The organism is Modicisalibacter sp. (genome assembly GCF_055145905.1).
On the sequence record NZ_JBSREH010000003.1, the window covers coordinates 1 to 17,009 of the forward strand.

The 17,009-nt window shown below is 67.4% G+C and carries 16 protein-coding genes; 9 read left to right on the plus strand and 7 right to left on the minus strand.

What is annotated here, in order from left to right; all coding sequences use genetic code 11:
* On the plus strand, positions 1 to 377 hold a 377-nt coding region (locus ACTCB7_RS03065; protein WP_463005515.1), incomplete at its 5' end, for an integrase core domain-containing protein.
* Positions 378 to 470: 93 nt separating this feature from the next.
* Here ACTCB7_RS03065 and ACTCB7_RS03070 read toward each other — a convergent pair.
* The gene (locus tag ACTCB7_RS03070; protein WP_463005516.1) at positions 471 to 1,367 is read right to left on the minus strand and encodes a LysR family transcriptional regulator; all 897 of its coding nucleotides are present in this window, start codon (positions 1,365 to 1,367) and stop codon (positions 471 to 473) included.
* Positions 1,368 to 1,477: 110 nt separating this feature from the next.
* Here ACTCB7_RS03070 and ACTCB7_RS03075 point away from each other — a divergent pair, with 110 nt between their 5' ends.
* Both ACTCB7_RS03075 and ACTCB7_RS03080 read left to right on the plus strand, forming a co-directional pair.
* Positions 1,478 to 1,921 (plus strand): (R)-mandelonitrile lyase, encoded by a 444-nt coding sequence (locus tag ACTCB7_RS03075; RefSeq protein ID WP_163647984.1) that lies wholly within the window; start codon positions 1,478 to 1,480, stop codon positions 1,919 to 1,921.
* A 175-nt stretch (positions 1,922 to 2,096) separates the two neighbouring features.
* The gene (locus ACTCB7_RS03080) at positions 2,097 to 3,299 is read left to right on the plus strand and encodes an MFS transporter (protein WP_163647985.1); all 1,203 of its coding nucleotides are present in this window, start codon (positions 2,097 to 2,099) and stop codon (positions 3,297 to 3,299) included.
* Between the two features lie 35 nt (positions 3,300 to 3,334).
* On the opposite strand, the gene ACTCB7_RS03085 is transcribed toward ACTCB7_RS03080, so the two are convergent.
* The 6 genes from ACTCB7_RS03085 to pyrC all read right to left on the minus strand — a co-directional run bounded on the left by ACTCB7_RS03085 (position 3,335) and on the right by pyrC (position 9,334).
* A complete protein-coding gene (locus tag ACTCB7_RS03085) occupies positions 3,335 to 3,637 on the minus strand; it encodes a hypothetical protein (RefSeq protein WP_463005517.1) in 303 nt (100 codons plus the stop codon).
* Between the two features lie 82 nt (positions 3,638 to 3,719).
* Complete coding sequence (locus ACTCB7_RS03090) at positions 3,720 to 4,922, minus strand: MFS transporter (RefSeq protein WP_463005518.1); 1,203 nt, start codon at positions 4,920 to 4,922, stop codon at positions 3,720 to 3,722.
* A gap of 130 nt (positions 4,923 to 5,052) precedes the next feature.
* Positions 5,053 to 6,612 carry an MDR family MFS transporter gene (locus tag ACTCB7_RS03095; RefSeq protein ID WP_163647988.1) on the minus strand — a complete coding sequence of 520 codons (1,560 nt, stop codon included), beginning with the start codon at positions 6,610 to 6,612 and terminating at the stop codon, positions 5,053 to 5,055.
* Entirely contained in the window at positions 6,605 to 7,717 is a 1,113-nt protein-coding gene (locus ACTCB7_RS03100; protein WP_463005519.1) for an HlyD family secretion protein, read from the minus strand. The genes ACTCB7_RS03095 and ACTCB7_RS03100 overlap by 8 nt, the downstream gene beginning before the upstream one ends.
* Complete coding sequence (locus ACTCB7_RS03105) at positions 7,714 to 8,175, minus strand: MarR family transcriptional regulator (protein ID WP_224416105.1); 462 nt, start codon at positions 8,173 to 8,175, stop codon at positions 7,714 to 7,716. Before ACTCB7_RS03105 ends, ACTCB7_RS03100 begins: the two co-directional genes overlap by 4 nt.
* A gap of 109 nt (positions 8,176 to 8,284) precedes the next feature.
* Positions 8,285 to 9,334, minus strand: coding sequence for a dihydroorotase (pyrC, locus tag ACTCB7_RS03110; RefSeq protein WP_463005520.1), 1,050 nt, complete (start codon positions 9,332 to 9,334; stop codon positions 8,285 to 8,287).
* Positions 9,335 to 9,586: 252 nt separating this feature from the next.
* Here pyrC and cas3 point away from each other — a divergent pair, with 252 nt between their 5' ends.
* The 6 genes from cas3 to ACTCB7_RS03140 all read left to right on the plus strand — a co-directional run bounded on the left by cas3 (position 9,587) and on the right by ACTCB7_RS03140 (position 17,008).
* A complete protein-coding gene (cas3, locus tag ACTCB7_RS03115; RefSeq protein ID WP_163647991.1) occupies positions 9,587 to 12,106 on the plus strand; it encodes a CRISPR-associated helicase Cas3' in 2,520 nt (839 codons plus the stop codon).
* 156 nt (positions 12,107 to 12,262) lie between these two features.
* Positions 12,263 to 13,804 (plus strand): CRISPR-associated protein Cse1, encoded by a 1,542-nt coding sequence (locus ACTCB7_RS03120; protein ID WP_163647992.1) that lies wholly within the window; start codon positions 12,263 to 12,265, stop codon positions 13,802 to 13,804.
* A gap of 13 nt (positions 13,805 to 13,817) precedes the next feature.
* The gene (locus ACTCB7_RS03125; protein ID WP_163647993.1) at positions 13,818 to 14,417 is read left to right on the plus strand and encodes a type I-E CRISPR-associated protein Cse2/CasB; all 600 of its coding nucleotides are present in this window, start codon (positions 13,818 to 13,820) and stop codon (positions 14,415 to 14,417) included.
* Positions 14,410 to 15,528 (plus strand): type I-E CRISPR-associated protein Cas7/Cse4/CasC, encoded by a 1,119-nt coding sequence (gene cas7e / locus ACTCB7_RS03130; RefSeq protein WP_163647994.1) that lies wholly within the window; start codon positions 14,410 to 14,412, stop codon positions 15,526 to 15,528. The genes ACTCB7_RS03125 and cas7e overlap by 8 nt, the downstream gene beginning before the upstream one ends.
* Complete coding sequence (gene cas5e / locus ACTCB7_RS03135) at positions 15,525 to 16,229, plus strand: type I-E CRISPR-associated protein Cas5/CasD (RefSeq protein WP_163647995.1); 705 nt, start codon at positions 15,525 to 15,527, stop codon at positions 16,227 to 16,229. Before cas7e ends, cas5e begins: the two co-directional genes overlap by 4 nt.
* Positions 16,226 to 17,008, plus strand: a complete 783-nt coding sequence (locus ACTCB7_RS03140) for a type I-E CRISPR-associated protein Cas6/Cse3/CasE (RefSeq protein ID WP_163647996.1) — start codon at positions 16,226 to 16,228, stop codon at positions 17,006 to 17,008. The genes cas5e and ACTCB7_RS03140 overlap by 4 nt, the downstream gene beginning before the upstream one ends.
* Position 17,009 lies beyond the last annotated feature (1 nt).

Consider the following 17,009-nt stretch of genomic DNA (forward strand, 5'->3'; position numbering starts at 1 on the left):
TCACTGACAACGGCAAGTCGTTCACCGATCGCTTCACGCGGGCAGGTGAGCGCAAGCCCAGCGGCCGCCACCCTTTCGACCAGGAGTGCCAGGCCCATGGTATCGAACATCGCCTGATCAAGCCGGGAAGGCCACAGACAAACGGCATGGTGGAGCGGTTCAACGGCCGCATCAGCGACGTGCTGGCGACCCGGCGCTACACCTCAGGCGAGGATCTAGAGCAGACGCTCAAACGCTACGCTTGGCTGTACAATCACCACATCCCTCAGAAGGCGCTGCATCATCAATCACCGATTGCAGCGATGAAGGAATGGCAGGCCAAGCGACCTGAGTTATTTACCAAACGAGTGGTCAATCACACGGGACCCGACAAATAGCTTTCTATCTTGACGATAATCCCTTCGAGATTGACAAGAACCGTAATTCAGAAACATGAATCAATGCCGGCGGTGATCGGTATTGAACGTCGCTCATCCGGCGCGCAGGCGCAGTGTCTCCAGCACGACCCGGAAGGCCGCGGTCTGCTGGCGGCGGTTGGGGTAGTAGAGGTGATAGCCCGCGAAGGGCTCGGACCACTCGGCCAGGACCTCCCGCAACGTGCCATCCTCCAGGTGCGTCTGCACCAGCCCGTCGGGCAGCTGCGCCAGCCCCGCGCCATCGAGACACGCCTCGAGGATCTGCAGGACACTGTTCATGATCAGCGGCCCGCTGACGCGGACCCGGAACTCCTGCTCGCCGCTGCCGAACTCCCAGGCATAGAGCCCGCCATGGGTCGGCAGGCGCAGGTTGATGCAGCGATGCGCGGTCAACGCCGCCGGGGTCCGGGGGGCACCGTGCCGCGCCAGGTAGTCGGGGGCGGCCACGGTGACCAGGCGCATGCGAGGCCCGATCGGCACGGCGATCATGTCGGCGGCGATGGTGCCGCCCAGGCGCACGCCGGCATCGAAGCGTTCGGCGACGATGTCCGTCAGCCCGTAGTCGGTGGTCAGTTCGATGGTGAGCTCGGGGTAGGCGGCCAGCAACGGCCGGAGTTTCGGCCACAGGACATGGCGGGCCGCGTACTCGTCCGCCGTGATGCGCACCGTGCCCGCCGGTCGTTCCCGCAGCTCGCTCACGGCCGCCACCTGCGCCTCGATGGCATCCAGCAGCGGGGCCAACTCCCGCAGCAGTTTCTCGCCCGCCTCGGTGCGTGTGACGCGACGCGTGGTGCGCGTGAGCAGCCTGACCCCGAGGCGCTCCTCCAGCCCGCGCAGCGTCTGGCTCACCGCCGAGGGCGAGACACCGAGATGCGCGGCGGCGCGGGTGAAGTTGCCCTCGCGCCCCACCGTCACGAAGACCGCGAGATCGTCCAGCCGGGGCCCTGTCATTGTGAAGCCTCACTTCATTCTGCATTCAGGATTTTACATATACTGCACTCAATCGCCGTCTGCTACCGTTTCACTGAAGTCATGAAACGGAACCCTCACAGGAGGTTGCCATGAGCGAGACCCACACACCGTCAGAGGACATGCGGGTCCAGCGCGCCGGTTCCACCGACGCCATCCAGGGGCCCAGCGACTATTTCACCGGCAATGTTCGCATCGACCGGGTCTTCAATGCCCCGGAGCCGTCGCGAGTGGGCGTTGCCGTCGTCAATTTCGAACCGGGTGGGCGCACCAACTGGCACACGCATCCGGTTGGCCAGATCCTGCTGGTCACCGACGGCGTGGGCTGGACCCAGTGCGAGGGCGGCCCGAAGACCGAGATCCGTCCCGGCGACCTGATCTGGTGCAACTGCGGGCGCCGCCACTGGCACGGTGCGACCGACAAGACGGCGATGCAGCACGTCGCCATCCAGGAAGCCCAGAATGGCTCTCCGGTCGAGTGGATGGAGCCCGTCACGGACGACGTCTACCTCGCCGGTCCGGTCAAGAAGGACTGATCTCCCCTGTTTCACCCGCTCGGGGAGCGTTTTCACGCGATGCATTCCGGAAAAGCGATCGGAACTGAGCGCCCCTTCGGGCCATTCCGGGAAATGCTAATCTGGCCTCCTGTACCCGCCACGACAACGCCCGGCATCTCCGCCAGGGGCGCCGACAGGAGGATGCATCCGCCGCATGAACTACAGGGACGTGATTCGGCAGTACCCGGCAATACTGGCCTTCGGCTTCATCGCGATCTTCTCGGGCAACCTGGGCCAGACCTTCCTGGTCGGCTATTTTCAGCCCGCGATTGCCGAGGCCTTTTCCCTGAGCAGCGGGGAGTTCGGCATCGCCTATTCGCTGCTCACGCTGACCTCGGGGTTTCTGATCTTCTTCATCGGCCCCATGCTCGACTGGATTGCGCCGCGCCGCTTTGCCGTCTTCGTGGTGCTGGGCATGAGCCTCGGCATCCTGCTGTTGACCCTGTCACCCTGGCTGGGCGCGGCCCTGGCGGGGCTGGGGCTGATCCGCTTCTGCGGTCAGGGGCTGTTCACGCACCTCGGCACGACGACCGTCGCCAAGCAGGTGCCCGAGGCACGCGGCAGCGCCCTGGCCCTGGTGACGCTGGCCATGCCTGTCGGCGAGGCCGTGCTGCCGTCGATCACCACCGGCGCCCTGCAGCTGATCAGCTGGCGGGAACTGCTCTGGACGCTGCTCGGCATCCTGCTGGTGGTCTGGCTGCCCCTGCTCGCCCGGGCGCCTGTCGGGCCCGCGACGGCCCCCGCAACGCCCCGCGACGCGCCACGAGCGAGCGCCCACTCGCCCCGCCCCCTGATGGACACCCGCTTCTGGCGGCTGAGCCTGATGATGCTGTCGATCGCCATCGTCAACACGGGCATCTTCGTCTTCCAGAGCGAATTGACCGCCGAGTTCGGCGCCAGTCCCGCGGTCTTTGCGCTCGGCTTCGCGCTGGCGGCCTCCGGGCGCGTCATCGGCTCGCTGATCGCCGGGCGTCTCGTCGACCGGCTCGGGGCCTCGCTCATGGGGCGGGTCTATCTGCTGCCGCTCGTCGCCGGGCTGCTCGTCGCCATCGCCCTGGAGAACGGCTACGGCATCCTCGCCTACATGCTGCTCTCCGGGCTGGTCACCGGCATGCAGGAGCCCACCGTCACCAGCCTGCTCATCCAGCTGTGGGGCAGCGACAACCTGGCGAAGCTGCGTTCGGTGTTCTCGGCCGGCATGGTGTTCGCCTCCGGCCTGGCCCCGGCCTTCTTCGGGGTACTGCTGGACGCCGGCGTGGCGTTCGTCACCATCCTGGCGCTGATGGCGGCCATGGTGACCCTGGGCTGGCTGCTGGCCTGGCAGCCGCTGAAGGAGGCCGCCCGCCAGCCGGCGTGAGGCCTGTCACTGGAGCCCGGCCAGGCCGGCTGTCTTCAGGTATCGAGGCAGTTGATCCGGTAGCGCTCGGTGTCCTTCTTCAGGGCCATGTGGCCGTTGACCTCGTTGTAGAAGAAGGCGCGGCCCTCTCCAGACGGCAGCGTGTAGCGCCCGCAGACGCCGTAATCGTTGTTGACCTTCTTGTCGATGGTCACCGAGACGGTCTGGTCGGTACCCAGGGTGTCGGCGATATGGCCGGCGACACGCTCGTCGAGCCGGTCTTCCGACAGCAGGTAGCTGCCCGCGACCAGAATCGCCGAGACGACCATGACGAGACACGACACGATCAGATTCTGCATGGATGTCTCCCGAACTCTTGATGTCAGAGAAGACGGAGGCTTCCCTCCGGTCGGGACGGATTATACGCCAGGCCCCTTTGCCTCAGGTGCGGCCCGGTGACGCATTGCCGGCCGCCCGCCGTTCCGCCCACAGCCCCAGGGCGAAGATCACCAGCCCCGCGGCGGCCAGCGAGGCGCCGACCAGCCCGGTCGAGGACCAGGCGAAGCCCTGCTTGACGGTCACCCCGGCCAGCCAGGCGCCCAGCGCGTTGGCGCCGTTGAAGGCGGCATGGTTGAGCGAGGCGGCCATGGTCTGGGCGTCCTCGGCGACATCCATCAACCGGGTCTGCAGGGTCGGCCCCAGCGCCATGCTGGTGCCCACCAGGCCGACGAACAGCAGCCCCCAGGCCACGCTGTTGGCGGCCACATAGAACAGCCCCTGCACCACCAGGCACCAGAGCAGGATGCCGGGGATCGCCCGCATCAGGTTCCTGTCGGCGGCACGCGCACCGACCAGGTTGCCGAGGATGGTGCCGACGCCGAACACCACCAGCACCAGCGGCCCCAGCGATTCGTTCATGCCGGCCTGTTCGGTCAGGGTCGGCATGACGTAGCTGAACACCGCAAACATGCCGCCGAAGCCGATACCGGCGATGCCCAGCGTGAACAGCACACGCTGCTTGACCAGCGCACCGAGCTCGCGCTTGGGGCTGGCCTGCGGATCGGCCGGCGACGCCGGGACCCACAGCCGGATCAGCAGCGCGGTGAGCAGGGCGATACCGCCCACGCCGGCGAAGGCGACCTGCCAGCCGAGCAGATTGCCCGCCCAGGTGCCCAGCGGCGCACCGACCAGGATCGCCGTGGTCAGCCCCAGCATCACCCGGCTCACCGCCCGGGCCCGTTCATCGATGGGCACCGCCGCCGCCGCGACCAGCGCGGCGACGCCGAAATAGGCGCCGTGGGGCAGCCCGGCGAGAAAGCGCAGCAGCACGAAGGCCCCGAAGCCGGGCGCGAAGGCGCTGGCGATGTTGCCGATGGCGAACACCAGCATCAGCGCGATCAGCAGGGCCCGCCGCGGCAGCCGCGCCGCCAGCGCGGAGATCAGCGGTGCCCCGACCACCACGCCCAGCGCATAGCTGCTGATGGCGTAGCCGACATCGGGTACCGGCACCTGCAGGTCATTCGCCACCCGGCTCACCAGTCCCATGATCACGAACTCTCCGGTACCGATGCCGAATCCGCCCAGCGCCAGGGCGAACTCAGCGAGGCGCGGGCGGGTGACCGGCGCAATGGCGGCCTGCGTCATGAGGACTCTCCCTGTGCGATGGTGCGGTGTGCGGCGGGCCGATGGCGGCCCGGCGCTGACAAGCGCGCCATTGTTCCAGAAATGCGACTTACGTATAAGATCCGGACGTCATCGAGTCGGGACGGCGGCCTCACCGGGAGATGCGCGCCATCAGCAGCGTCGGTAGCAGCGCCGCCAGGAACAGCAGCGCCACGCTCAAGAAGCTCTCGCGAAAGCCCATCATCTGGCTCTGCAGGGCGATCACCTGGTCGAGATAGCGCCCGGCGACGGCCTGGCGTTCCGGCTCGGCCAGCCCGCTCTGGGCCAGCAGCGACGTGCTCGCCTGCAGGAAGGCCGTCGTGGCGGTGTGGGTGCCGTCCTGGGCGGCGGTGAAGGCCTGGGCGTAGCGCTGGGTACTGTGACTCAGCAGCAGCGACAGCCCGTTGACGCCGAACGCGCCGCCCAGCTGGCGCACGAAGTTGATCGCCCCGCTGCCCTGCCCCAGCAGGACCGGCGGCAGGGCCGCCAGGGCGCCGGCGTTGAGGCTGGGCAGCACCAGCCCCAGGCCGATGCGCCCGACCACGATCCAGCCGGCGAAGGTCCAGAACGGCGTGTCGGTGTCGGCGGCGGTCATCAGGAAACACGACAGCGCGAAGATGGCCAGCCCCAGGCTCATGGTCAGCGGCGGCGGCGTGCGGTCGGTGGCGCGCCCGGCGAGCGGGAAGACCAGCGCCAGCACGAAGCCGGCCGGCATCAGCAGCAGCCCCGAGCGGGTCGGCGTGTAGCCCTGGATGGTCTGCACGAACAGCGGAATGAGGTAGGTGGATCCGTAGATGCCGGCGCCGAAGATGAACGCCACCACCGCCGCGCTCGAGAACACCCGGCGCGAGAACAGGCCGAGGTTGAGCAGCGGGGTCGCGGTCTTCAGTTCCCAGGCCACGAAGGCGATGAAGGTCACGATGGCCACGCTGAACTCGACGAGGATGGCGTCCGAGCGCCAGCCCTCGCGCTGGCCGCTGGACAAGCCGTCGAGCAGGGTCACCAGAAATACCGTGAGCAGCGCGAAGCCGAGCCAGTCGAAGCGCCGGACCGGGCCGTCATGGGCGCGCCCCGGCATGAACAGCAGGCCCAGGAAGGGCCCCAGCAGGCTGAACGGCAGGGCGATGAAGAACACGTAGCGCCAGCTGAAGCTGTCGACCAGGATGCCGCCCAGGGTCGGCCCCAGGGCCGGCGCCAGCACCACGCCGATGCCGTAGACGCCCATGGCCGAGCCGCGCCGCTCGGGCGGAAAGACCTGGAAGATCACCTGCATCGCCAGCGGCTGCAGGATGCCCGCCGCCGCCCCCTGCAACAGCCGCGCGGTGATCAGCAGGGTCTCGCTGGTGGCCAGCCCGCCGAGGATCGAGGCGGCACTGAACACGCCCATGGCGATCAGGTAGGTGGCGCGCTGGCCCACCGCGTCCACCAGCCAGGCGTTGAGCAGCATGGTGCCGGTCATCGCCGCCAGGAAGCCGGTGGACAGCAGCTGCGCGGTGTCCTGGCCCATGCCGAAGGCGCCCATGATGTCGGGCAGCGCGACGTTGATGATGGTGGCGGTGAGCACCGTGGAGATGGTGCCCATCATCGCCGTCAGGGTCACCCAGTAGCGGTAGGCCGGGCCGTAGCGCGCGAACAGAGCGTCGATGCTGTCGGGACGCGCCGCCTCAGCCACCGGGGCGGGCCTCCAGCTCGGCCATCATCCCCGGCTTGAGCAGCCCGTCGCGCTGGGCCACGCTCACGCGCAGCGGCAGGCGCTGGGTGATCTTGGTGAAGTTGCCGCTGGGGTTGGGGCTGGGCAGCAGGGCGAACTCGCTGGTCGCGGCCTGCCCCACCCGCTCGACGGTCCCGGTGAAGGTCCGGTCGGGCAGCGCATCCACATGCACCGCCACCGACTGGCCCGGCGCGAAGTGGCGAATGGCGGTCTCCTTGACGTTGGCCTCGACGCGCACCGCCTGCGGGTCGTGCACCATGGCCAGTCGCTGGCCGACGCTGACGTACTCGCCGGGATCGACGAAGACCCGGTCGACGACGCCGTCGAAGGGCATGCTCAGGGTGCGGTCGTCGAGATCCAGTCGCGCCTGGTCGCGCTGCGCGCGCAGGGCATGGGCCTGGGCCTCGAGGCCCGCCAGCCGGCGCCTGAGCACGCCGAGCTGCTCGCGATCGGCACGCGCCTCGGCGAGGGCCGCCTCGGCGTTGTGCAACCGGGCCCGGGCGCTCTTCACCGCCTCCCGGGCGGTCGCCAGCGCCGTGCGCGTCTTGTCGGCCCGGGCCTGGTTGACCGCGCCCTGCCCGACCAGCCTGGCGGCGCGCCGGTCGTCGAGGCGCGCCAGATCACGCTCCGCCTGTGCCGAGCTCAGCGCCGAGCGGGCGGCATCGATTTCGGCCTGCCGGGCCTCGATGGCGCTGCCGGTCTGATGGTCGACCATGGTGAGCCGCGCGCGAGTCTCGTCACGCTCGGCGACCAGCGCCTGGAGGCGGGCGTCGAGCTCCTCGACACGCAGCCGGTTGCGGCGCTCGTCGAGCGTCACCAGCACCTGCCCCTGGCCGGCCGTGTCGCCGGCGATCACCCTGACGCCGGTCACCCGCCCGGCCACCTGGCTGCCCAGCACCACCATGTCGGCGGCGACCCGGGCATCGATGACGTTGACGTGGGTCAGCTGCCGATAGAGCCAGCCGCCGCCCGCCCCCGCCACGCCCAGCACCAGCGCCACGATCAGGCCCAGGCGCCAGCGTCGTCGCGCCGGCCGGGCCGGCTCGGCCGCCGACTCCGTGCTCATTCCCCGCGCTCCGGTTCGTCGGCCCCCAGGCGCACGGCGAGGCGCTCGAGCACGGCGAGGCAGGTATCCAGGGCCTCCGGGTCGATATCGTCGAAGAGCTCGGCGCGCACACTGGTCACCACCGTCTGGATGCGCTCGAGGATCGGCGTGGCGCGCGGGGTCAGTTCGACCACCTTGATGCGCCGGTCGCCGGGCACCGTCCGGCGCTCGATCAGGCCCTCGCTTTCCAGGGTATCCAGGGAGCGCACCAGGGTCGGCCCCTGGACGTTGACCGCCGCGGCCAGCGCCTTCTGGGTCAGCGGCTCGCGGGCCCGGGACAGCTGCCAGAGAATGCGCCAGCGCGACTCGGTCAGGCCGTAGGGCGCCAGGCGCCGGTCGATCTCGGCGCGCCACAGCCGGGCCACCTGGCCGAGCTGGGCGCCGAAGCGTTCGCGGGATGAGCTACCGGTAGTGGACATGGCAAATTGTTCCCCGACACATGAATAGCTAACGAACTATCATAGTGCCTTGCCACGCCCCCGGCCACCCCGTTCGTCGAGAATTCCGGGGTGGCCGATGCTCGCCGCCTCAGTCCCGCCGCAGCCGCCAGGGCAGCGTCTCGCCGGCCCGGAACGGCACCAGGTGCGCCTCGCCGCAGGCGAGGGTCTCCGGCACCGTGCACGGCTGGCGCTCGAGCTCGAGCGTGCCCTCGTTGAGCGGCAGGCCGTAGAAGCGCGGCCCGTTCTCCGAGCAGAAGGCCTCGAAGCGCTCGAGGGCGCCGATCGCCTCGAAGACGCTGGCGTACACTTCCAGCGCATGCGGCGCGTTGAACACCCCGGCGCAGCCGCAGGCGGTCTCCTTGGTATGGGCCAGGTGCGGCGCCGAGTCGGTGCCCAGGAAGAAGCGCGGGTGGCCGCTGGCCACGGCGTCGCGCAGCGCCTGCTGGTGGCTGCCGCGCTTGAGGATCGGCAGGCAGTAGAGATGCGGGCGGATGCCGCCGACCAGCATGTCGTTGCGGTTGTGGGCCAGGTGCTGCGGGGTGACCGTCGCCGCCAGGGTCTCGCTGCCCTCGAGCACGTACCGGGCGGCCTCGGCGGTGGTGATGTGCTCGAAGACCACCTTGAGGGCGGGGAACTGGCGGCGGATGTCCTCCATCACCGTATCGATGAACACCTTCTCGCGGTCGAAGATGTCCACCGCGGCGTCGGTCACCTCGCCGTGGATCAGCAGCGGCATGCCGATGCGCTGCATGGTCTCGAACAGCGGGTAGATCGCCTTGACGTCGCGCACGCCATGCGCCGAGTTGGTGGTGGCGTTGGCCGGATAGAGCTTGGCGGCGGTCAACAGGCCCCGGGCATGGCCCTCCTCCAGGGTCTGCGCGGTGACGCTCTCGTTGAGATAGCAGGTCATCAGCGGGGTGAAGTCGTGGCCCGCCGGCAGGGCGTCGAGGATGCGCCGCCGATAGGCCTCGGCCGCCTCCAGGGTGGTCACCGGCGGCGCCAGGTTGGGCATGACGATGGCCCGGGCGTAGACGGCGCTGGTGTGGGGCAGCACCGCGGCCATCAGGTCGCCGTCACGCAGGTGCAGGTGCCAGTCGTCGGGGCGGCGGATGCGCAGGGTGGAGGGGGATGCGGTCATCGGAAACTCCTGGCAGGCGTGAGCGAAGGGGCTCGTATCTTATCAGAGCCAAGAGTCGTAAGCCCGGCGGTGCTCGGTACACCGGTAGGGCAAGACGGTGCAGCAACCGGTCCAAACGCTATACCTGTCAATAAACATTTTCGTGGATAAAGTGTCGGGTATCGCATGCTCGTACCTATTGGTTCTCACCTACTCATCAACTGCATGACCAGAGGCATCTCACTCAATGGTCTCGAAAAGGCATCTCGAGTCATGACTTCCGCGAATGATCCCGCTTGGGGGAAAACAAACGCTGATGGCCTACCCTCTCACCACTTGGCCCATCACAGCATGGATGTGGCTGCCGTGCTGGAGCAGCTCGTTCAGCATCCGGTCATCGCCGTACGCCTGGCGCGTGCCGCCGGCCGAGCACTGACCCAGGCCGAGTGCCAATGGCTGGCGGCCTTCGCCTTTCTGCACGACATTGGCAAGCTCTCGCCACGCTTTCAGGCGAAAGCGTGGCCCCAGAACCGTCGGCGTGATCTGCGCAGCCACCTTGCCGAGGGTTGGCGCTGGCTGGATGGCCTGCACAAGCGCGGCGAGGCCATGGACGGGGCTGCCCATGAACTGCTGCAACCCCTGATTCCTCTGGAAGATGGGCTGGCGTGGTTTCGCGCGCTATTTGCCCATCACGGTCGTCCGACCCAACTGGAAAACTCGGCCAATTGGCCATCGGTAGCGGGTTACGACTGGTGCGCCGAAGAGAATCATATGGGCGAAGCGCTACACGCCTGGTTTGGCGATGCCGCCTGGGGGGATCCCGAGGCCCTGACCCGGCCACCGCTCATCCACCTTTTCGCCGGCTTGCTGGCACTGGCCGACTGGATCGGCTCGGACGAACGCGCCTTCTCGCATGAGTTGACGCTCGATATCGACGGCTACGCCGCGCGCGCCCGGAAACGGGCGATAACTGCCCTGCGCCGGGTAGGCATGACCGATACCGCCTGGCCGGATACGCCCCCGGATTTTGAAGCCTTGACCGGCTTCCACCGGCCCCACGGCGTACAAGCGCTGATCGGAGAACTGCCCACGACCACCGCGCTGGCCATTCTGGAGGCCGAAACCGGGTCGGGAAAAACCGAGGCCGCGCTCTGGCACTTTGCCCGGTTACGCTCAGCCGGTAGCGTCGATGCGCTCTATTTCGCGGTGCCGACTCGAGCCGCCGCCTGGCAGCTGTTCAAGCGCGTCGAGTGCATCATGCGACGGATCGGCGGCCCTGAAACGATTCTCGCCGTGCCCGGCCAGCTTCAGGCGGGTGAAGCCGAAGGCGTGCGACTGCCCGGCTTCGAGGTTCGCTGGGACGACGGACGGGAGCACTGGGCAGCGGAACACGCCACCCGCTTTCTCGCCGCGCCGGTGGCGGTGGGTACCATCGACCAGGTGCTGATCGCCGGCCTTCAGGCCAAACACGCCCATCTACGCGGGGCGGCACTGTCACGCAGCCTGCTGGTCATCGACGAGGTCCATGCCTCGGATACCTACATGAACCGCATCGCGCGCACCCTCGTCCGCGACCACATGGCGCTGGGCGGCCAGGCACTGCTGATGTCGGCGACCCTGGGGTCGGTGGAGCGCGCTGAATGGCTCAGCCAATCGCTGCCTGGGCTGGAACAGGCAAGACACAGTGCCTATCCGGCGCTCTGGCACTCGGGCAGTGACGAGCCACTGCAAGCCGAGGGCGCCAACAGTGCCGGTGTAAAAACGGTGAGACCACGACTCGAGCCGACCATGGACCCGTCACGCTGCGCCCGCCTCGCACTCGAGGCGGCACACAGTGGCGCCCGCGTGCTGGTGATTCGCAACACCGTGGATCAGGCTGTCGCCACCTGGCAGGCCATCTGCGACGTCGCGCCGCAACTCTGTCTCCAGGTAGAAGGTCAGCCGGCGCTACACCACAGCCGCTTCGCGGCAGAGGATCGACGCCGCCTCGATGCCGCCGTGGAGCGAGCCTTCGGCAAAGGCGCGCCGGCGCGGCCAGTCATCGCGGTGGGAACTCAAACGCTCGAACAGTCATTGGATATCGACGCGGACATCCTGATGACCGACCTCTGCCCGATGGATGTTCTGCTCCAGCGCATTGGCCGCCTTCATCGCCATGAGCGACCCCGGCCTGCGGGATTCGAGCAACCCGTGGTGCATATTCTCTGCCCGGAGAGTGGCCTGGATGCGCTGGCTCGCAATCAGCACTTCGAGAACGGTCTAGGCGCCTGGCAGAGCCAGGGCGTACTGTGCGGGATCTATATGGATCTGCGTATCATCGAGGCCACAAGGCGGCTGGCGGAAACCCGCGAATGCTGGTGCATCCCAGAACATAATCGCGAACTCGTGGAACTGGCCACCCACCCCGAAGCGCTGGACGCGATCGATGTCGAGATGGGCTGGCAAACGTATACCCAGGCGGTCGTCGCGACGACGCTCGCTGAAGATCAGCACGCCCGCATGCTGGTGCTACAACGCACGGCACCCTTTCCGGAACGCTTTCCCGACGCGGACGAGACGGTACAGACGCGACTGGGCGCGCTCGGCCCGCTCTGGGAACTGCCACCTGACACGCTCGGGGCATTCGGCCTGCCGGTGAGCCGTCTGGCGCCGCCGGCCCACTGGTGCAAAGGCCTGAGCGGGGAAGAGATGATCAGCGTCACGACCACGAATAACGGCCTAACCATCAACGTCGGCGAACGGCACTTCACTTATGACCGTGCCGGACTAAAACCGCCAATAAGGGAGCATTAAAAGCTGATGCCTGACCGATATGAACACACTCGCCCATAAGGATGACTCGGGTTGACCGTTTCACGCTGGCAGTGTTAAAGAAGGTAACCTAAGAAACATTAGACAACACGCAACGTGCTTCAGAGCTAGGCATTGCGGAGGGAGGGTGTGGGCAAGATGACCGACGCACAAGGCGATACCACGCTCCAGACCAACCTATTGACCGACCCGCTGTTCAGCGTCGATGACGGCCGAAAGCTCTCGCTGCCCGAGCTTTTCGCCGGGCTGGCCGAAGGCAGGGTCACGTGTCTTGCACGCCTGCGCGCCCATCAACGCACGGCCTGGCACATGTTCAGCGTACAGCTGGCGGCACTGGCGCTCGACCGCGGCGGACGCCAGGAACTACCGGGAAGCGCTGCCGACTGGACCACACTGCTGCGCGGGCTTTCCCATGCCGATACCGGCATCGAGGGCGATGCCCCCTGGCAACTGGTGGCAGAAGACCGCAACGTGCCTGCTTTTCTTCAGCCACCCGACCCCGGCGGACTGAAGTGGTCGCCGGTGGCCACCCCGGATGCACTCGACCTTCTCATCACCTCGAAGAACCACGACCTCAAACGAGAGATCGCGCTATCCGCCGATGCCGAGGACTGGGTTTTCGCGCTGATCAGTCTGCAAACCATGGAAGGCTATGGCGGCAGCGCCAATTACGGCATTGCACGCATGAACGGCGGCTCCTCCAGCCGCGCCTTCATGGGTCTGATACCGGCCAAGGAAGACAATACACCGGATCCCGCTGCCTGGTGGCGACGGGATGTGTCGCTCTGCCTTGCCCATCGCGACGCCCCCGGGCCGATGACGCCCGGCAAGGCGGCGCTGCTCTGGTGTCACCCCTGGCCGGAGAACCAGTCACTCGCCGCCACCGAGCTGGATACATTGGCGATCGAGGTCTGCCGTCGTATCCGGCTCCTGCGGACCGCCAATGGCACACTGCGGGCAGAGCGTGCCGGTTCGCGAAGCGCGCGCGTCGATGCCAGCGCCTTCAGGGGCGTGCTCGGCGACCCCTGGGCGCCGGTCTCCGTCGACACCAAAGCGCCCAAGGCACTGACCATCAGCGAAGGTCGTTTCGACTATCGCCGCCTTGTCGATCTTCTGCTCTCAGGCAACTGGGTCTTGCCATTGGCCGCCCGTCTGCAGCCCAAGGAATCGGCGGATCGAATGCTGCTACTGACCGAAGCGCTCGCCAGAGGCAATTCAGCGACCTATGGCCTTCGCTCACGGCTCTTGCCGTTGCCCCAAAAAGCGGTTGCAAGAGGCTTGTTCGGCCAGCAAAGCCACAGTCTCAGTGCGGCAGCCGAGCGTCAGATGAGCGAAATCGCTACTGCCGACGCGGCACTGCGCGAGGCCGTGGCACTGTATGCCGCCGATGGCGACCCCGACGCGGTCGGCCGCGATGAACGTCGCCGAGCCAGCGCTGCCCGGCACCGCCTGGATGCCGCCGCCGATACCCTCTTCTTCGACTATCTCTGGGATCGTGCTGACCCGGAGACCGAGGACACCGCTTGCCAAGCATTTCGTGCCCAGCTGGTGGAAACATCACGCTGTGAGTTGGCCCGCGCCTTTGAAGCCATCCCCTGCGCCAGCGTGTGGAGCGCCCGCGCCCGCGTACGCGCCGAGCGCTGCCTGAACGGCAAACTGCGCCAGGGCGAACTCATCTAACCGGAGCGTCAGTATGGAGACACCCACCCAACAGCCAGCCGCGCTCGCGGAAGACGCCCCGCACAGCGTCGCGCTCGCTATTGCCGGCATGATGAAAACCTTTGGCAGCGGCGAAATGAGCGCACTGCGCCGCCTGGATTCCGCAGCCGTCGTGCCCGCTTACTGGCGCCTGGCCGCGCGTCACCCGGTGCTGGAGCAGCGCCGCGATAGCTGGTCGCCCATCGTTCAAGCGCTCGCCCTACTGACACCGAAAGGGCCGCCGGAAGAGCGCGGCGAACTTCACGACCCCGAGCGAAAGCTGGGCACGGCACTCTGCGACGGCGGTCAGGCGTCGTGGCCCACCGAAGGCGACGCGCGTCCGCTTCTCAGTGAGCCGCGGTTTGCTCGGCTGCTGGCCGCACGCGGCCAGCAGCGCCAGGTACTCCTGCTGCGCGCCGTGCGCATGCTCGCCGCCAGTCGCGAGCCCGGGCAGGGTGTCGATGTCGGCGATCTTGCCTGGCGCTTCGTGGATGCCGATCCGCAGCGCCTTGCGGCCCCCTATTACCAACGTCTTGACCGTGCCGAGCGCCTGTCAGGCAACACGCCCATCGAGAAGGGACCCGGCGATGAATAATCCGCGCTTTCTGCAGATCCACACCCTCACCACTTACCCGGCAGCACTGCTCAATCGCGATGACAGCGGCCTGGCCAAGCGCCTGCCTTACGGCGGGGTGATCCGCACCCGCATCAGCTCGCAGTGTCTGAAACGCCACTGGCGCATCGCCGAAGACCCTCATGCACTCAGCGCCATCGATGGTGCCAGTCTGGCGTTTCGCTCGCGGGAGCTGGTCAGCCGCAAAGTCTTCGGCGACCTGGAGGCCCCCGAGGCCGTTATCGACAAGCTCGAGCCCGAGTTCCAGAAAGCCGTCTATGGCGACAAGGGCACCGCGAAGAGTGCGCGCCAGACACTACTGCTGGGAGAGCGTGAGCTTGCCTGGCTTTCCGCCGAAGCCCGGCGGCTGGCACAGGAAGCCAACGGCGATGCCGCGCAAGCCGCTACGCTGGCCGCCGGCTGGAAGAAAGATTTCCAGAAAAACATCAAGGTGATGCGGGAAGCGACGAGCCTACCCGGCGGCCTGACCGGCGCGCTGTTCGGGCGCATGGTCACCTCCGACCCCGAAGCCAACATCACCGCACCGGTGCACGTAGCCCACGCCTTCACGGTCCATGGCGAAGAGAGCGAAAGCGACTACTTTACCGCCGTCGACGACCTGGCCGAGGACGCGCCCGGTGCCGACACCATTCAGGAGACCGAGCTGACCTCGGGTCTCTACTATGGCTATGTCGTCGTCGATCTGGACGGTTTGAAGCGCAATCTGGGACTGGCCGCCGACGACCTGGCAGGCCCGGTACTGCATAACCTGATCCATCTGATCGCCGAAGTTTCACCCGGTGCCAAGCTCGGCTCCACCGCCCCCTATAGCCGCGCCTCCTTCATGCTGGCCGAGGCCGGCGACCGCCAGCCACGCTCGTTGGCCGAGGCCTTCCAACGCCCGGTGGCGTCCGACCCTGCTAGCGCCAGCAGCGCTCTCGTCAAGCATCTGGCAGCCATCGACGCGGCTTACGCCACCGGCGAAGAACGTCGCTTCCTCTCGCTGCACGATACACCGGTCGACGGTGCCCAGCGTAGCACCCTGAAGGAGCTGGCCGAATGGGCCGGCACGCTGCCCGGGCGGTTGTCATGAGCCGGCGCTGGCTCAGGCTCGAACTCGCCGCACCGCTCATGGCCTTCGGCGCGGTGGCCGTGGACCAGGTCGGCCCCACCTGGCGCTGGCCCGGCCGTTCGATGCTCACCGGCCTGCTGGCCAACGCGCTGGGGCTGGACTGGTCCGAACGCGCCGCCCATCAGGCGCTCCAGGACCGTCTGATCTGCGCTGCCGCCCTGCTGCGCGACGGGGATATACTCACCGACACCCAGAATGCCCAGTTGAGCAAGAGCGACCAAGGGTGGACGACCCGAGGAGCGCCCGAAGGCCGAGGTGGTAACTCATACAGTGCGCCACATCGCAGACAGCGTGACTTCCTCGCGGATGCCGAACTGGTTGCGGTACTGACGCTCACGCCAGCCGCACAGGAACCGTCACTCGACACGCTTCGGGACGCCCTGCTGCGCCCGGCAAGGCCCCTCTTTCTCGGCCGCAAGGCCTGCCTGCCCTCAAGACCGCTGGTGACGGCAACCGAGCACGATTTCATCGAGGCGGCGACCGCCCACGCGGCACTCGAACAGGTGGCCGGTGGCAAAGCAGCGCGTGCCTTCTGGCCCGAGGGAGAAGGCCCAGTGGGCGTGCGCAGTCATGAAGTCGCCGATATGCGCCACTGGCGTACCGGCCTGCACGGTGGGTCGCGCACCGTTCACGAAGGGCGACTGAAACAGGGGGTCTCGTGACGCTGCAACTCATACGATTGCCGGTCGATCTTGCCGAGCTGGCACGCATTGCGGGAGAACGCGGCTGGACGGGCGGGCGGCGGCAACACTTCGACGAAGGGGCTGCGTTACACCACCTGCTCGGAGAAACCTTTGGTGCTGGCGTCCTGCAGCCCTTTCGCCTGCGGGTAGCCCCGCGGCAGCGCCAGGGCCGGCTTTACGCCTATACCCGGCATGACAGCGCAGAACTCGTGGAAACCGCCACCATCGCCGCCACGCCGGAAGTGATGACCGCCCTGTCGCTCCAGGCACTCGAAACCAAGACCATGCCGAATGCCTGGCGAGCCGGCCAACGTATCGGTTTCGACGTCCGCCTGCGCCCCACCGTCAGGCTCTCTTCCGCCATCGAGGCACCGTCCGATCGAACCGGCAACCGTCATCACGGCTTCCCCAAGGGAGCAGAAATCGATGCCTTCTTGGCAGAGGCCCTGAGACATCCACAGCGGGACACGATGATGCACCAGGGCCGTAGTCGCGAGGCGGTCTATCGGGTCTGGCTGGCCAAGCGTCTGGGAGACGCCGCTGACCTCGAAGAAGCACGACTGGTCAGTGCTCAGCGGGTCATGGCGGCACGTGGCGGCAAAGCACGGGAAGCCTGCGATATCGTCATGCACGGCACGCTCTCCATTACCGATACGCAACGCTTTGCCGATCTGCTCACCCGAGGGATCGGTCGTCACCGCGCCTACGGCTACGGCATGCTCCTGTTGAGCCCGCCAAAAGCCGCGACAGGAGACTGAA

Coding starts and splice junctions, on each gene's coding strand:
- ACTCB7_RS03075 (WP_163647984.1), top strand. CDS start 1,478: ATGAGCGAGACCCACACACCGTCAGAGGACATGCGGGTCCAGCGCGCC.
- ACTCB7_RS03120 (WP_163647992.1), top strand. CDS start 12,263: ATGACCGACGCACAAGGCGATACCACGCTCCAGACCAACCTATTGACC.
- ACTCB7_RS03085 (WP_463005517.1), bottom strand. CDS start 3,637: ATGCAGAATCTGATCGTGTCGTGTCTCGTCATGGTCGTCTCGGCGATT.
- ACTCB7_RS03080 (WP_163647985.1), top strand. CDS start 2,097: ATGAACTACAGGGACGTGATTCGGCAGTACCCGGCAATACTGGCCTTC.
- ACTCB7_RS03070 (WP_463005516.1), bottom strand. CDS start 1,367: ATGACAGGGCCCCGGCTGGACGATCTCGCGGTCTTCGTGACGGTGGGG.
- ACTCB7_RS03105 (WP_224416105.1), bottom strand. CDS start 8,175: ATGTCCACTACCGGTAGCTCATCCCGCGAACGCTTCGGCGCCCAGCTC.
- pyrC (WP_463005520.1), bottom strand. CDS start 9,334: ATGACCGCATCCCCCTCCACCCTGCGCATCCGCCGCCCCGACGACTGG.
- ACTCB7_RS03100 (WP_463005519.1), bottom strand. CDS start 7,717: ATGAGCACGGAGTCGGCGGCCGAGCCGGCCCGGCCGGCGCGACGACGC.
- ACTCB7_RS03090 (WP_463005518.1), bottom strand. CDS start 4,922: ATGACGCAGGCCGCCATTGCGCCGGTCACCCGCCCGCGCCTCGCTGAG.
- cas5e (WP_163647995.1), top strand. CDS start 15,525: ATGAGCCGGCGCTGGCTCAGGCTCGAACTCGCCGCACCGCTCATGGCC.
- ACTCB7_RS03125 (WP_163647993.1), top strand. CDS start 13,818: ATGGAGACACCCACCCAACAGCCAGCCGCGCTCGCGGAAGACGCCCCG.
- cas7e (WP_163647994.1), top strand. CDS start 14,410: ATGAATAATCCGCGCTTTCTGCAGATCCACACCCTCACCACTTACCCG.
- cas3 (WP_163647991.1), top strand. CDS start 9,587: ATGACTTCCGCGAATGATCCCGCTTGGGGGAAAACAAACGCTGATGGC.